The sequence below is a fragment of the Kitasatospora sp. NPDC028055 genome (assembly GCF_040637885.1).
In the GTDB taxonomy this organism is placed as follows: domain Bacteria; phylum Actinomycetota; class Actinomycetes; order Streptomycetales; family Streptomycetaceae; genus Kitasatospora.
The window spans coordinates 37,126-51,930 of sequence record NZ_JBEZXE010000012.1; the positions used below are offsets into that span (position 1 = coordinate 37,126).

At 72.3% G+C, this 14,805-nt stretch carries 10 protein-coding genes and 1 riboswitch; of the genes, 6 read left to right on the forward strand and 4 right to left on the reverse strand.

The window, feature by feature from the left end; genetic code table 11:
- Positions 1–83: 83 nt before the first annotated feature.
- Positions 84–1,100, reverse strand: coding sequence for a ribonucleotide-diphosphate reductase subunit beta (locus AB0F71_RS15585; RefSeq protein ID WP_360233383.1), 1,017 nt, complete (start codon positions 1,098–1,100; stop codon positions 84–86).
- The gene (locus AB0F71_RS15590; RefSeq protein WP_360233698.1) at positions 1,100–3,505 is read right to left on the reverse strand and encodes a ribonucleoside-diphosphate reductase subunit alpha; all 2,406 of its coding nucleotides are present in this window, start codon (positions 3,503–3,505) and stop codon (positions 1,100–1,102) included. The genes AB0F71_RS15585 and AB0F71_RS15590 overlap by 1 nt, the downstream gene beginning before the upstream one ends.
- A 192-nt stretch (positions 3,506–3,697) precedes the next feature.
- A riboswitch (cobalamin riboswitch) is annotated at positions 3,698–3,830 on the reverse strand.
- 448 nt (positions 3,831–4,278) lie between these two features.
- On the opposite strand from AB0F71_RS15590, the gene AB0F71_RS15595 reads away from it, so the two are divergent.
- The 5 genes from AB0F71_RS15595 to AB0F71_RS15615 all read left to right on the forward strand — a co-directional run bounded on the left by AB0F71_RS15595 (position 4,279) and on the right by AB0F71_RS15615 (position 10,530).
- Positions 4,279–5,211, forward strand: a complete 933-nt coding sequence (locus AB0F71_RS15595) for a hypothetical protein (protein WP_360233386.1) — start codon at positions 4,279–4,281, stop codon at positions 5,209–5,211.
- 139 nt (positions 5,212–5,350) lie between these two features.
- Complete coding sequence (locus AB0F71_RS15600) at positions 5,351–6,805, forward strand: glycosyl hydrolase (RefSeq protein ID WP_360233389.1); 1,455 nt, start codon at positions 5,351–5,353, stop codon at positions 6,803–6,805.
- A gap of 122 nt (positions 6,806–6,927) precedes the next feature.
- The gene (locus AB0F71_RS15605) at positions 6,928–7,776 is read left to right on the forward strand and encodes a hypothetical protein (protein ID WP_360233392.1); all 849 of its coding nucleotides are present in this window, start codon (positions 6,928–6,930) and stop codon (positions 7,774–7,776) included.
- 92 nt (positions 7,777–7,868) lie between these two features.
- Positions 7,869–9,320: a glycosyltransferase family 2 protein gene (locus AB0F71_RS15610; protein WP_360233395.1), complete on the forward strand. Its 1,452-nt coding sequence runs from the start codon at positions 7,869–7,871 to the stop codon at positions 9,318–9,320.
- A 16-nt stretch (positions 9,321–9,336) separates the two neighbouring features.
- Positions 9,337–10,530, forward strand: coding sequence for a hypothetical protein (locus tag AB0F71_RS15615; protein ID WP_360233398.1), 1,194 nt, complete (start codon positions 9,337–9,339; stop codon positions 10,528–10,530).
- A gap of 46 nt (positions 10,531–10,576) precedes the next feature.
- Here the strand turns inward: AB0F71_RS15615 and AB0F71_RS15620 are convergent, their stop codons facing one another.
- Positions 10,577–12,784: an acyltransferase family protein gene (locus AB0F71_RS15620; RefSeq protein WP_360233401.1), complete on the reverse strand. Its 2,208-nt coding sequence runs from the start codon at positions 12,782–12,784 to the stop codon at positions 10,577–10,579.
- Positions 12,785–12,923: 139 nt separating this feature from the next.
- Positions 12,924–13,418, reverse strand: coding sequence for an N-acetyltransferase (locus tag AB0F71_RS15625; protein WP_360233404.1), 495 nt, complete (start codon positions 13,416–13,418; stop codon positions 12,924–12,926).
- A 396-nt stretch (positions 13,419–13,814) separates the two neighbouring features.
- Here AB0F71_RS15625 and AB0F71_RS15630 point away from each other — a divergent pair, with 396 nt between their 5' ends.
- Positions 13,815–14,774, forward strand: a complete 960-nt coding sequence (locus AB0F71_RS15630; RefSeq protein WP_360233407.1) for a helix-turn-helix domain-containing protein — start codon at positions 13,815–13,817, stop codon at positions 14,772–14,774.
- Positions 14,775–14,805 lie beyond the last annotated feature (31 nt).

The window sequence follows — 14,805 nt, forward strand, 5'->3', positions numbered from 1 at the left end:
GAACACCTGAACACCTGAACACCGGAGATCACACAGCGGAGCCGCCATGACGGCGGCTCCGCTGTGTGCTGAACGATATCGACCTAGAAGTCGTCGTCGAACGAGACCGAGCCCTCGACCGCGACCTGGTACGCCGACACCCGGCGCTCGAAGAAGTTGGTCAGCTCCTGGACGTTCTGGAGCTCCATGAACCCGAACGGGTTGGTCGACCCGTACCGGATCGGCATCCCGAGCCGCGCCAGGCGCTGGTCGGCCACGGCCTCCAGGTACTGGCGCATGGAGTCGGTGTTCATGCCGGCCAGACCGTCACCGCACAGGTCCTGGGCGAACTGGAGCTCGGCCGCGACGGCCTCCTCCAGCATCTCGGTGACCTGCTTGGCCATCTCCTCGTCGAAGAGGTCGGGCTCCTCCTCGCGCACGGTGTCCACGACGGACATCGCGAAGTCCATGTGCATGGACTCGTCGCGGAACACCCAGTTGGTACCGGTGGCCAGACCGTGCAGCAGGCCACGGCTCCGGAACCAGTACACGTACGCGAACGCGCCGTAGAAGAACAGACCCTCGACGCAGGCCGCGAAGCAGATCAGGTTGAGCAGGAACGCCCGCCGGTCCTCCTTGGTCTGCAGCGAGTCGATGTGGTCGACGGCGTTCATGTACTTGAAGCAGAACTGGGCCTTCTGGTGGATGGAGGGGATGTTCTCCACCGCCGCGAAGGCCGCGTTGCGGTCCTCCGGGTCCGGAAGGTAGGTGTCCAGCAGCGTCAGGTAGAACTGGACGTGCACGGCCTCTTCGAACAGCTGCCGCGAGAGGTACAGCCGCGCCTCGGGCGAGTTGATGTGCTTGTAGAGGCTCAGCACCACGTTGTTGGCGACGATCGAGTCACCGGTCGCGAAGAACGCCACCAGGCGGCCGATCAGGTGGCGCTCGCCCTCGCTGAGCTTCGCCAGGTCGGCGACGTCGGAGTGCAGGTCCACCTCCTCGACGGTCCAGGTGTTCTTGATCGCGTCGCGGTACCGGTCGTAGAACGACGGGTAGCGCATCGGGCGCAGGGTCAGCTCGAAGCCGGGGTCGAGCAGCATCTTGCGGTCGTCGGCAGTCATTACTGGCAGGCCTCGCAGGACTCGGGGTTCTCCAGGGAGCAGGCCAGCGCGGCCTCTTCCTCGGGGGTGAGGGTCGGGGTGTTGACCGGCACGGGCGCGGCGGCACGGGCGGTGCCGGAGGCGGCCTGGGCGATCCGGGTCGCGGGGCGCGAGCGCAGGTAGTAGGTGGTCTTGAGACCGACCTTCCACGCGTAGGCGTACATCGAGCTGAGCTTGCCGATGGTCGGCGCCGCCATGAACAGGTTCAGCGACTGGCTCTGGTCCAGGTACGGCATGCGGGCCGCGGCCAGGTCGATCAGGGCGCGCTGCGGCAGCTCCCAGGCGGTGCGGTACAGCGACCGGACCTGCTCCGGCAGCCAACCCAGCTCCTGGACCGAGCCGTTGGCGTCGCGCAGGGCGTCGCGGGTCTGCTGGTCCCAGACGCCGAGCTCCTTGAGCTCGCGCACCAGGTACGGGTTGACCTGGAGGAACTCACCGGAGAGGGTCTCGCGCTTGAACAGGTTGGACACCTGCGGCTCGATGCACTCGTAAACGCCGGCGATGGAGGCGATGGTCGCGGTCGGGGCGATCGCGAGCAGCAGCGAGTTGCGCAGGCCGGTCTCGGCGATGCGGGCGCGCAGCGCCGTCCAGCGGTCGGTCCACTCCGGGGCGGCGCTCGGGAAGTGGTCGATGTGCAGCTCGCCGCGGGCGGCGCGGGTCTCGCCGTAGGCCTCGTGGCGGCCGAGCTGCTCGGCCAGGTCGGCGGAGCGCTCGTACGCGGTGAGCATGATGCGCTCGGCGATCAGCGTGGACAGGCGGGCGGCCTCGGCGGAGTCGAAGTCGATCCGCAGCTTGAAGAAGACGTCCTGGAGGCCCATCACGCCGAGGCCGACCGGGCGCCAGCGGGAGTTGGACGTACCGGCCTCGGTGGTCGGGTAGAAGTTGATGTCCACCACGCGGTCGAGGAAGGTGACGGCGGTGCGGACGGTGGCGTCGAGGCGCTCCCAGTCCATGGCGCCGAGCAGGTCGTCGGCCGTGGCGCCGGGGGCCACGTGCGCGCCGAGGTTGACCGAGCCGAGGTTGCAGACGGCGGTCTCGGAGTCGTCCGTGACCTCCAGGATCTCGGTGCACAGGTTGGAGGAGTGCACCGTGCGGCCGGGCAGCGCGGTCTGGTTGGCGGCGCGGTTGGAGGCGTCCTTGAAGGTCATCCAGCCGTTGCCGGTCTGCGCGAGGGTGCGCATCATGCGGGCGTAGAGGGTCTGCGCCGGGATGGTGCGGACGGCCTTGCCGGCCAGCTCGGCCTTGCGGTACGCCTCGTCGAACTCGGCGCCCCACAGGTCGACCAGCTCGGCGACGTCGGCGGGGGAGAACAGCGACCAGTCGGCGTTGGCGTTCACGCGGCGCATGAACTCGTCCGGGATCCAGTGGGCCAGGTTGAGGTTGTGGGTGCGGCGCGCCTCCTCACCGGTGTTGTCGCGGAGCTCCAGGAACTCCTCGATGTCGGCGTGCCAGGTCTCCAGGTACACGCAGGCCGCGCCCTTGCGGCGGCCGCCCTGGTTGACGGCGGCGACCGAGGAGTCGAGGGTGCGCAGGAACGGGACGATGCCGTTGGACTTGCCGTTGGTGCCGCGGATCAGGCTGCCGCGCGAGCGGATGCGCGAGTAGGACAGGCCGATGCCGCCGGCGTGCTTGGAGAGCCGGGCGATCTGCGCGTAGCGGTTGTAGATCGAGTCCAGGTTGTCCAGCGGCGAGTCCAGCAGGTAGCAGCTGGACATCTGCGGGTGCCGGGTGCCGGAGTTGAAGAGCGTCGGCGAGGAGGTGAGGTACTCCAGACGGCTCATCAGGCCGTACAGCTCGGACACCTCGCGCACCGACTGCTCGGAGTCGCCGACCGCCAGGCCGCAGGCGACGCGGAGCAGGAAGTGCTGCGGGGTCTCGATCACCTTGCGGGTGATCGGGTGGCGCAGCAGGTAGCGGGACTGGACGGTGCGCAGGCCGAAGTACTCGAAGCGGTCGTCGCCCTTGGTGTCGACGAGCGCGTTCAGGGCGTCGGCGTGCTTGGCGACGAAGGCCGCGGTGGTGTCGCCGATCAGGCCCTCGGCGTGGCCGACGGCGATCGAGGCGGAGAAGGAGGTCGAGCCCTGGCTGTTCGCCTCGTCGACGATCTCCAGGGCGAGCAGGCGGGCGGCCAGCTTCGAGTACTGGGGGTCCTCGGCGATCATCGACGCGGCGGCGTCCACGGCCAGCCCGCGCAGCTCGGCGAAGTCCGAGCCGGCGTGGCGGCCGCGCAGCGCGGCGGCGGCGACATGGCCGGGGTCGACCTCGGTGAGGTCGGCGCTGCGGTCGGTGAGCAGCCGCAGGAGAGCACCGCCGGGGTCGGAGACCGTCGGGTCGGTGAAGGCGGTACCGGAGCCCTGGGCGGGCAGGGTGACTGAGGCAGCGGTGGTCAAGGCGCTCTCTCCTGGCGGCGATCGTGCGGCGGTGATCGGGGTCACCCGGGCCGATCTGGGCAGGGGAGCACGGCGCGGACGCAGGAGCGCCGCGCGAGGTGTCTCCCCGGCCCGCCCGCGAGGCCCGGAGGGGTGGTGCTGGGTGCCGGCGCGGCCTCTGCGGGAGGGCCGTGGCGCACGCTGTTCGGCAGGTACTCGGACTCGCGGTACGGCTGCTGGAGCCGCCCGCACACCGCTGCGGGGCAGTCCCGGATTCCCACCGGGTTCCCCTGCATCGACAGCAGAAGCGAGCATACATGTAGTGGTGTCTCCTCGATGCGACACCACATGTAGTGCGGCGTGGTGTGTTGTCGCGATGACGGGTTGTGCCCGGGCCGGTGGCGGTTCGTGGTCGTCCGAGGCCCGGAAGCACGCTCCGGACGTGTCGCGGCCGCCCGCCGGACGCCTCGGATCCGGGTGTCGGACACCCGGGGCCGGCGCGCCGGGCGTCCGGGTTTCGATACGGATCGGTCACCGGGCCGAGGGACGGTGAGGGTCATGCCCTACGATCTGGGCGCATGAGCGACGGAACTGGTGTACCTGGGCACGGGCCGCAGGGGACGCCTCCCGCCGGGTCGGGGGGCGCACAGAATCAGCAGCCGGTGGGGCCGGGTCCGGTGCCGCCGCCGGGCGGTGGTTTCGGCCCGCCGCCGGCCTCGTACGGACCGGTGGCGCCGGCCGCGCAGCCGTTCTCCCAGCCCGTCCCGCCGGTGCCCCAGCCGGTTCAGCCGCCGGCTCCGCAGCCGCAGTGGCAGCAGCCTCCGCAGCAGTCGGGTCCTCCGCAGCAGCCGGTCGCGCCTCAGCAGCCGGTCCCGCCGCAGCGCGTCGAGCCGGACTGGGCGGCGCTGGCGGACCGCAACGAGGCCGAGGCCAGGCGCAAGCGCCGGGTGAAGATCATCGGCAGCGCGGTGGCCGTCGTCCTGGTGGGCGGTCTGGTCGCGGGTGGAGTGCTGCTGTTCGGCAAGAAGGACGACCCGGCCAAGCCCGGCGGCGGTGCGGTCGCGACCGCACCCGCCTCGGGCAAGCCGACCCCCGGCCCGTCGAACGGCGGCGCGACCCCGGGCGGGCAGCCGGAGGACCCGTCGAAGCCGATCTGGGAGGCCGCCACCGACCCGGCGCCGCAGGATGCGGGGGCACTGTTCTCCGCGCTGCAGGTGACGGTCAACGGCGTGTCCTGGAACCGGACCGTGGTCTCGCTGGACCAGCCCTGCTGGGACGGCAACTCCACCACCGGCGGGCTCGGCAAGGTCCTCGGGGACCAGGGCTGCCAGAAGGTGCTCCGGGCGACGTACGTCTCCGGCGACAGCGCGGTGACCGTCGGCGTCGCAGTCTTCGACCACAAGATCCAGGCCGAGACGGCGATCAAGAACTACACCGGGCAGCTCAAGGGCCTGCCCGCGCCGGGCGCCCCGGCGTTCTGTGCCAACCCCGGCTGCACCGGCACGCACAGCAGCCTGGGCCGGTACGCCTACTTCACCGTCGAGGGCTCGGCGAAGGGCGGCAACGCCCCTGACGCCACCGCGACGGCGGCGGCCTCCGGGTTCGCCGAGCACGTGAAGGCCCAGCTGCTCCAGCGGGCCAAGGCGGCGGGCTCCGCCACGCCGGGTTCGCAGGGCACGCCGACGGCCGCCGCGACCGGCTGACCCGCTGTGACACCCCGGTCCCGGCGGACCTGTTCGCCGGGACCGGGGGAGTGTGGCAGGCTCTCGTCGGAGTCATTCGTACGCGTGTTCCGGTTGCGTCCGTGGGGGTCGGCGCCGGCGAGAAACCGGAGGAGCGGTCGTGGCCCTGCCCAGAGCCCTGCGCGGTAAGCCGGCCGTCCTGGCCGCGGCCGGCGTCGTGGTCGCCGCCGGCAGTCTCGTGCTGCTGGACCGCGACGACCGGACCGAGGTCGGGCTACCCATTCGGGTGCCGGTGTCGGTCGGCGCCCCCGGCCGCACCCTGCCACCGGACGTGGGCCGGGACCTGCTGGCCCGGGATCCGCAGGCCTCGCCGAACGCCCGCGCCGTCCAGCAGTTCCTCGCGGACCTGGAGGCCCAGGCCCGCACCGGGCACAGCGGCGGCACGGTGATCGGCCAGCACGTCGAGGCGCACAACGAGCGCAACAACCCCGAGTACGGCGACTACCGGGGCACCAAGCAGGTCGGTTACTACTACAAGAAGGCCGCCGACATCACCGGCCGGCTGCCCGGCTTCATGGAGACCGACCTCGGCCCCGGCTACGGCCAGAACGCCTGGGGCGTCGGCAACCCGCGCTCCTACTCGGCCGGCCGCTGGCCCACCTGCCGCGCCGGCTGGCAGTACACCGACGACGCCGTCGACCTGATGACCGCCGTCTGGTCCGGCCACCCGCGCGCCGACGACGGCACCTACGACGGCTCCGGTGTCCAGCAGAACTGCGACGGCAGCACCACCGCACTGCCGGACAACGGCGGGGCCCCGGCCGGAATCGTCGGCATGTCCTTCCACGAGCCCTATCCCGGGTCCGGCGTCAAGTCCTTCGACCGGGTGCTCTGTTCGAACTCCCCGGCGGCCAAGGACCCGGGCTGGTTCGGCCGGGTCGTGGACGCCGGGGGCGACACCCCCGAGTACCGCGCACTGATCACCGACCTGTCCTACCTGGCCGACCACCTGGAGTACCTGGCCGCCCACGACGTGCCGGTGCTGCTGCGCCCCTACCACGAGATGAACGTCCAGGACTGTGCCAGCCGGTTCTGGTGGGCGGGCCAGAAGCCGGCCGACTACCAGGCGCTGTGGCGGATCACCTACAAGTACCTGGTGGAGACCAGGGGCCTGCACAACCTGCTGTTCGTCTGGACGCCGGTGTCCTGGGACGGCGCCCCGGGCGTGGACCCGTGGGACTACTACCCGGGCTCCCAGTACGTCGACGTGGTGGGGGTGGACGACTACAGCGGCAGCCCGGCGCACCCGATCGGCACCGGCGAGGTGTGGACCAAGCGCTACTACGACGGGCTCGCCGCCTACCACAAGCCGAGGATGCTCGCCGAGTCCTTCGCCGTGCCGGTCAACTCCCGCCAGCCGGACACCCTCAGCCGCACCCCCTGGACGATCTGGACGGTCTGGGGGCAGTCCCTCACCTCCGACAACCTGGCCCCGGACCAGCCGCGGAACTCCGGGGCGGACGTCAACGCCACCTACCACAGCCCGCTGGCGATCACCGGCGGTTCCGGGCCGTCCGGCGGGAGCCTCGACTGGGGCGGGCTGCACGTCCGCTGACCGGTCCGGAGCCGTTGAACCGGCGGAATTCCGGGTCCGTTGTGCCGTGTGGCATCCTGTGGCGGCGAAACCCGAGGGTTCGGCGGACGGTCGGAAGAGGACCGGAGGGGCGGGGTGCGGGGATGACACAGACACGTCCGATACGCGGGGCCGGTGGCCTGGCGGTCGGCTGGGGCGTGGTGCTGCTCGGCTGGGCGGCCTACAACTGCTTCGGGCAGGTCGGCTTCGCGACCTACCTCAAGGGCATCTTCTACTACGGCGGGACCTCGGTGGACGCCGAGACCGGGAGCCTCAACTACGGCCTGCTGTACCTGGCCGCGGGCATCCTGCTGCTGCGCGGGCGCGGCTGGGCGCTCGGCGTGGCGGCGGGCGTGGCACTGGTCGAGGGCTACAACCGGGTGCGCAGCCTGACCGGCGCGCTGCTGGACGAACCGCAGCGGCAGTGGTTCACGGGGACGACCGAGGGCGGACTGAAGCTCGCCACCTTCGCGCTCGGTGTGGTCGTCACGGCGACGCTGATCGTGCTGCTCGCCCGCTCCAAGTGGCGGGAGCAGGCGGAGGGCTCCTCGGCCGGGACGGCCTGGCCGCCCGCGCAGAGCGCGGCTCCGGGCGGGCCGCTGCCGGGGCCGTACGGAGTGCCGCAGCCGGGCCAGCTACAGCCCGGGCAACCGCAGCCCGGGTGGCCGGAGCAGCCGCCGGCCCAGCCGGTGTGGTACCAGCAGCCGCAGCCGCAGCCGCAGGCCCAGCCCGCCGCCTGGCCGCCTGCGCCGCCCCAGGCGGTGCCGCCCGCGCCGGGCCCGTACGCCCAGCAGCCGCCCCAGGCGGCGACGTACCAGCCGACCGCGGTCCAGCAGCAGTGGCCCGCCGCCCCGCCCGTACCCGGCCCGCAGGCCGCCGGCCCGCAGGCCCCCGGCCCGGTCGTGCCGCCGCCCGCCGACGCGCCGCCGGCCCAGCGCCCGCCGCAGGCCTGACCGCCCACCGCTCGGCCGCGCCCCCCACCGGAGCCGGACCGACCGGACCGATCGATCGACCGACCGACACCAGACGAGGAACGACTTCCGCCATGACGTCCACAGCCCCTGCGCGGACGGTGCTCACCACGTCCCGCGAGGCCGCCCGGCTCGCCGAGCGACAGATGTCCTGGAAGCCCCGGGTGCTGCCGTTCTACACCGCCTTCGTGATCATCTTCGCCTTCTCGATCTGGGCGTACGTGCCCAACCCGACCCCGCTCGGCTGGGCGATCACCATCCTGTGGGGCATGCCGGTGTTCGGCGTGCTGATCGGTTTCCAGGGGGTGCTGATGGTCCGCCGACGGCTGCGGCAGGTGGACCGGATGACCCCGCCCGCGCCGGCCGAGGACGACTTCCTGATCGTGCTGGTGCCGACCATCGGCCGGCACGACACCTACCCGGCGCTGGAGCGCTCGGTGCTCTCGTACGTCGAGCACCTGCCGCCGTACTTCCCCTGGATGAGGGTGGACATCCTCACCGAGGAGGGCTGCGCCGCCGCGGAGAAGATCGACGAGCTGGCCGAACGCCACCCGTTGATCCGGGTGGTGACCGTGCCGAAGGCGTACGAGACGGCCAACGGCACCAAGTTCAAGGCCCGCGCCAACCACTACTCGCACGAGCTGCGGATCGAGGAGGGTGAGGCGCAGGACGACGTCTGGGTGCTGCACATGGACGACGACACCGGTGTCGGGCCGGACACCGCCGCCGCCGTCGCCCAGTTCGTCAACCGGCAGCGCCGGGCCGGGGACGACGCCAAGCACATGGCGCAGGGCATCCTGACGTACCCCCGGGAGAACGCCGTCTCCACCTTCACCTGGCTCGCCGACGCGATCCGCCCGGCCGACGACATCGCCCGCTTCCGGGCGATGACCGGCACCGGCACCCCGATCGCCGGAGTGCACGGCGAACTGCTGATCGTGCGCTCCTCGGTGGAGGCCACCATCGGTTGGGACTTCGGGCCGAAGACCATCGTCGAGGACGCCCAGATGGCGCTGAACTTCTGCCAGCGCTACCCGGGCCGCAGCGACTGGTTCAACGGGCGCTGCTACGGCGCCTCGCCGGCCGGCGTCAAGGACTTCCTCAAGCAGCGCGAGCGCTGGGCCTGGGGCCTGGTCGCGCTCTGCTTCAACAAGACCATCCCGCTGCGGTACCGGCTGTTCATCGGGATGGGCATGGTCAGCTGGGTGCTCGGCCCGCTGCAGCACGTCGGCCTGGTGCTGCTGGTCGCCTGGTTCACCGGCACCTGGAACACCTCACCGGTCACCCAGTCCGTGGTGCTGCTGTGGGCGATCAACTTCGCCTACGTGATCTGGACCTACTGGGAGGGGCTGCGGCTGAACGTGGTCGCCTCGGCCAACCACCGGCGCAAGTGGTGGGAGCCGATCGTCGTGGTGGCCTGCATCCCGGTGTTCTCCTTCCTGGAGGGCTGGGGCGGGCTGCGGGGGCTGATCAAGTTCCTCAAGCGCGAGGAGAACAAGTTCGTCGTCATCGCCAAGCCGGCCTGATCGGAAGTCACGACCGTTGAAGCGCCCTGCCATCTTCATCCTGCCGACCGTCGTCGTCGCCGTCACCGTGGCGGTCCCCGTGGTGTGGGGAGACCACCCGATCCGGTTCGACCACCAGCGGCCCACCACCGTCCACCTCGCCGCCCCCACCGAGCAGGGCCGGGTCTGGGGCTTCGGCAAGGACACCCCGCCGGTCGAGGACACCGGCCCCAAGGTGGCCCGTCCGTGGAAGAAGGGCAGCCCCGAGTGGGGCGTGCAGGTGTACTGGCTGGACGACCCGGCGGACCCGGACAACTTCGTCCAGGGCAAGGTCGACCGCATCGTCAAGTACGTGGTCGGGCTGAACGCCAACTCCCTGTCGGTGACGTTCCCGTACTACACCACGGGTACCAAGTCGAACGCCGTCGCCGCCCGGCCGACCACGCCCACCCCGGAGCGCCTCGCCCTGCTGCTGGACGCCGCCCACCGGGCGGGTCTGCGCACCACCGTGCGTCCGATCATGGACGAGGACGTGTTCGACTACGTCCACACCCTCAAGTGGCGCGGCAACATCACGCCGACCGACCGGGACGCCTGGTTCGCCAGCTACGCCGCCTTCCTGGCGCCGTACCTGAAGACCGCCCAGGAGCACTCCGTGGCGGAGTTCACCCTCGGCACCGAGTTCAACTCGCTGGAGGGCGACCCGCGCTGGCAGGGCCTGGTCGACGAGGCCAGGAAGGCCTTCCACGGCGAGCTGGCGTACGACGCGAACTTCGACAACTGGGCCAAGGGCCCGATCGCGGTACCCGTCGACGCGACGGGCGCGGACGCCTACCCGCCGGCCAAGAACTCCGACGACGACGCCCCGATCGCCGACCTGAAGGCCAGCTGGAACGCCTGGCTCGACAAGCGCAGCACCGGCCCGCAGCCGACCACCAAGCTCACCGAGGTGGGCATCCCGGCGCAGAAGGGCGCGTACAAGACACCCGGTGAGTACTACAAGAAGACCGAGGTGAACGAGGCCGTCCAGGCCACCTGGTTCACCGCGGTCTGCCAGGTCGCCCAGGAGCGCAAGCTGCGCGGGGTGTACTTCTGGTCGCTGTACTTCGGCATCGACCCGACCCTGCCGGTCACCCCGGACACCCCGCGGATGGACTACGCCGGGCGCCCGGGCTCCGAGAAGGCGATCCGCGACTGCTTCGCGCAGACGTACCAGATCCCGCAGCCGTAGCGGGCCCGGCGCAGGTCCGCTACGGCTGGGGATCGGCGCAGGTCCGCTACGGCTGGGGCTCGGCCGGGTGCTCGCCGGCGCCCTGGGTCCCCTTGGCGGTCGGCGTCCGGGTCGGCTTGGCCGGGGTCGGCTTACCTGACGGCCGGGTGCTCGCCGTCGCCGTCGGCGTCGGTGTCGGCGTGGGGGTGGGGGTGGGCGTCGGGGTGGAACTCGGCGCCGCGGTCGGGGTCGGTGCGGGCGCCGACCCGGCCGGGGACTGCGGCTGGGCCCCGGACAGCCCGTCCGCGATCTGCTTCTCCAGCCACGGGGTCACGAACCGCATGCCGGCCGGGGTCAGGTGCACCCCGTCGTTGGCCGGGGTGACCCAGTGGCCGTCCTTGTCCTTCCACACGCAGGTGTCGTACGGGCAGTAGAAGGTGTCGAGGTCGACCAGCCGGACGGTGCCGCCGGCGGCCTTCACGAAGTCGCCGACCTGCTGGTTGAAGCAGGTGCCCCAGGTCTTGCTGATGGCGCCGTTCTCGACGCGCTCGTTCATCAGCAGCACCCGGGCGGCGGGCGCCCGCCGGCGGACCTGCTCGACGGCCTGGGTGAGCTCGGTGCGGTACCGGCTGCGGTAGTCGTCGTCGCAGGGGCTGAGCCAGGTGCCGTCCAGGTACTGCTCGGCGGCGTCCCAGCCGAGGTGGATCACCACGGCCTCCGGCGCGGCGGAGGCGATCTGGCGGTCCCACTCGGCCGCCCGGTTCCGGCAGTCGGAGCTGGTCTCGAACTCCGTCCCGGAGACGGTGCGCACCTTGTCCGGGTCGAACACCCCGCAGCCGCTGATGCCGCCGTCGACCACCCGGTAGCGGTCGCCGTCCCGGTACAGGCCGGTGGCGAGGTCCTGGGCGAAGGAGTCGCCGAGCACCAGGACCAGCGGCTTGCCGCTCGGTCCGGACCGCATGTCGTGGGTGACCCAGGCCGGCAGGTACCAGGCCCCGGCGGTGGCCACCGCGGTGGTGACGGCCAGCAGCGGGATGGCTGGGAAGGCCCGCCAGCGCAGCACCCGCAGCTTCTCGGTCGCGGTGTGCAGCAGCCAGGCCAGCACCCAGGAGACCGGGCCGCCGATCAGCAGCAGCTTCTGCGGCGAGATGTCGTCGACGTAGTGCTGCAGCAGCCAGTACACCGGCAGATGGAGCAGGTAGAGGCTGTACGAGATGGTGCCGGTGAGCCGCAGCGGCGGAAGTGACAGCAGCCGCACCAGGGGGCCGCGGTCGCGGCAGAGCGAGGCGGTCAGCACGGCGGCGAGCGCGGCGACCAGGGCCAGTCCGCCCTCGTACAGCCAGGGTTCGTGGTAGGTGCCGACGGACAGGCTGGCCCAGACCAGGCCGCCGAGGGCCGCCGTGCCGACCAGGGTGGGCACGGCGGTGCCGCCGCGGCGGGCCGAACGGGGGGCGTCGGTGGTGGCACGGGCCTTGCGGCGCTGCCACAGGTAGACCCCGAAGGCGGCGGTGGCCCCGGCCGCGAAGCCGACGGCGCGGGTCTCGGTGCCGAGGTAGAGACGGTCGCTGTTGCCGCCGTTCCACATCAGCGGGGCGACGAGCGCGGAGGCCGCGAACAGGACGGCGGTGGCGATGCCGGTGGCGCGCAGCGAGCGGCGGCACAGGCCGAAGACCATCAGGAGCAGCAGCGGCCAGACCGCGTAGAACTGCTCGGTGATGCTGAGTGACCACATGGCCGCCAGCGGATCGATCGAGGCGAAGTGCTGCCAGTAGGCGTCGCCGCGGGACAGCTGGGCCCAGTTGGCGATCTGGGCGAGCGTGGCGAGCGCCTGCGGGCGCAGGTCCCGGACGTCCCGGAGCGGGCTGACCAGGGCGGACAGTCCGACGACCAGGATGATGGTGGCGAGCAGTCCGGGCAGCAGCCGCTTGGCGCGGCGGCGGTAGAAGACCCCGAGTCGGATGCCGTCGGTGCGGTCCAGCTCGCGGATCAGTACCAGGCTGACCAGGAAGCCGGAGAGCACGAAGAAGACGTCCACGCCGAACAGGCCGTTCTGGAACCAGTCGGTGTGGTAGAGCAGCACGGAGGCGATCGCGAGGCCGCGCAGCCCGTCGACCGCCTTGAAACGGACCGAGGGCGGCAGCGGGCCGCGCGGTACGGGGGGCGGCGCGGGGATCGCGTAGCGGCTGGAGGTCGGGGCCTCTATGCCCCGAGCCTCGCGCATGTCCTGGAGCGTCGGGCCGCTTCCGGGCATGCTGAGGCCGGGCCCGTCGTCCATGTGGTGGGTCCCCCCGGTCGATCGACTGTCGCGACGTGTCGAAGACATGTCTTGATCTGTGGTTTATATCAAAAGACGCCTGTTGATCGTCTGCCTGTCACCGGGGTGGGGGAGGGGCCGGTGAACCGCTGCCGGGCCCTCAGAACGCCATGGTGTAGACCATCAGGTCCATCCCCGGGTACGGGGCCCAGTCGCGTTCGGGGGTGCGGCGGAAGCCGACCCGCTCGTAGACGCGGTGGGCGGCGGTCATCTCGGGGCGGGTGGAGAAGGCCATGCCGGTCAGGCCGAGTTCGCGGGAGCGGGCGACGCAGGCGCGGACCAGGGCCTCGCCGACGCCGCGGCCGCGGGAGGCGGCGGCGGTGGCGAGCATCCGGATCTCGCCCTCCTGAGGGGTGGCGATGTCGGCCCACTCGGTGCCGCCGACGGCGAAGGTCACGCAGCCGAGGACCTGCTCGTCGGCCCCGTCGACGGCGACCAGGAGCTCGGCCTCGCGGGAGCGCCGCCCGGCGTCGCGGAGCAGCTCGACGTAGTCGCTCGTGGGCTTGGTGTAGCCATCGCCGACGAAGGCCTCGACGGTGATCCGGCCCGCGTCTTCGAGGTCCCGGGGGAGGGCGTGGCGGATGAGGTAGTCCATCGGGCCAGTGTGCCGGAACCCGGTACGGCGACCGGCCCGGGGGCCGGGCGGAGCGGCAGGTCAGCGGCGTCGGCGGCGCGGGCCGGGGACGCGGCCGGGGCGCCGTGCAGCCGGTCGGCGCGGTGCGGGTCGGCCGGGTAGCCGCCGGGCCGGTGGTAGTTGTCGCGGCCGGCCGCGGGGCCGCGGGAGAGCTCGCGGCCGATCAGGGTGCCGAGCAGGCCGAAGCCGCCGACCGCGCCGACCAGGGCGAGTGCGCTTGCGAGGGTGCCGGATTCCATGGCCACCACTGTGGCCGGGCGGTGCCGGGGCCGACGAGTGGCAGGAACGCCGGGTTGCCTCGAAATCCTGCCAGCCGGGGCTTCCCGGCGCCCGGCCCGGCGGGGCATCCTGGGCGGCATGCTGAGGAACGTGGTCGCGGTGGTGCTGGAGGAGGTCCACCCGTTCGAACTGGGCGTGGCCTGCGAGGTGTTCGGCCTGGACCGCACCGCGGACGGGCTGCCCGGCTACGACTTCGCGCTGGCCGGCGCCCACCCCGGGCCGCACGCCACCCACTCCGGGTTCACGGTGGACGTCCCGTACGGCCCGGAGCGGCTGGCCGACGCGGACCTCGCGGTGGTCACCGCCTCGGGGATCCGCGACAGCTACCCGGAGCCGCTGCTGGCGGCGCTGCGCGCGGTGGTGGCGCGCGGCGGCCGGGTGCTGTCCATCTGCAGCGGCGCCTTCGTGCTGGGCGCCGCCGGGCTGCTGGACGGCCGCCGCTCCACCACCCACTGGCGGCACACCGACGACCTGGCCCGCCGCTTCCCGGGGACGGCGGTGCAGCCGGACGTGCTGTACGTGGACGACGACCCGGTGGTCACCTCGGCCGGTACGGCGGCCGGCATCGACGCCTGCCTGCACCTGGTGCGCAAGTTCCAGGGCGCCGAGGTGGCCCGGGGGATCGCCCGCCGGATGGTGGTGGCGCCGCACCGGGAGGGCGGGCAGGCGCAGTTCGTGAACCGCCCGCTGCCGGAGGGCGGCGGCGACTCGCTGGGCCCGCTGCTGGACTGGATGCGCCACCACCCGGACCAGGAGGCGACCGTCGAGCAGCTGGCCGCCCGGGCGCACATGTCGCCGCGCACCTTCGCCCGGCGCTTCCAGCAGGAGACCGGCACCACCCCGCACCGCTGGCTGGTGGGGCAGCGGGTGCTGCTGGCCCAGCGGCTGCTGGAGTCCACCACCGAGTCGGTGGACGTGATCGCGGCCCGCTGCGGCTTCGGCAACGCCGCGGCGCTGCGGCACCACTTCGGGCGCCGGCTGGGCACCACGCCGCTGGCCTACCGCCGCGGCTTCGCGGACCCGGCGGTCGGGCGGTGACCCGACGGCTGGTGGCCCGACGACTGCCGAC

Bases quoted from the DNA above. Each gene is read 5' to 3' on its own strand.
- AB0F71_RS15585 (WP_360233383.1), bottom strand. From the start codon at position 1,100: ATGACTGCCGACGACCGCAAGATGCTGCTCGACCCCGGCTTCGAGCTG.
- AB0F71_RS15605 (WP_360233392.1), top strand. From the start codon at position 6,928: ATGACACAGACACGTCCGATACGCGGGGCCGGTGGCCTGGCGGTCGGC.
- AB0F71_RS15610 (WP_360233395.1), top strand. From the start codon at position 7,869: ATGACGTCCACAGCCCCTGCGCGGACGGTGCTCACCACGTCCCGCGAG.
- AB0F71_RS15620 (WP_360233401.1), bottom strand. From the start codon at position 12,784: ATGGACGACGGGCCCGGCCTCAGCATGCCCGGAAGCGGCCCGACGCTC.
- AB0F71_RS15625 (WP_360233404.1), bottom strand. From the start codon at position 13,418: ATGGACTACCTCATCCGCCACGCCCTCCCCCGGGACCTCGAAGACGCG.
- AB0F71_RS15630 (WP_360233407.1), top strand. From the start codon at position 13,815: ATGCTGAGGAACGTGGTCGCGGTGGTGCTGGAGGAGGTCCACCCGTTC.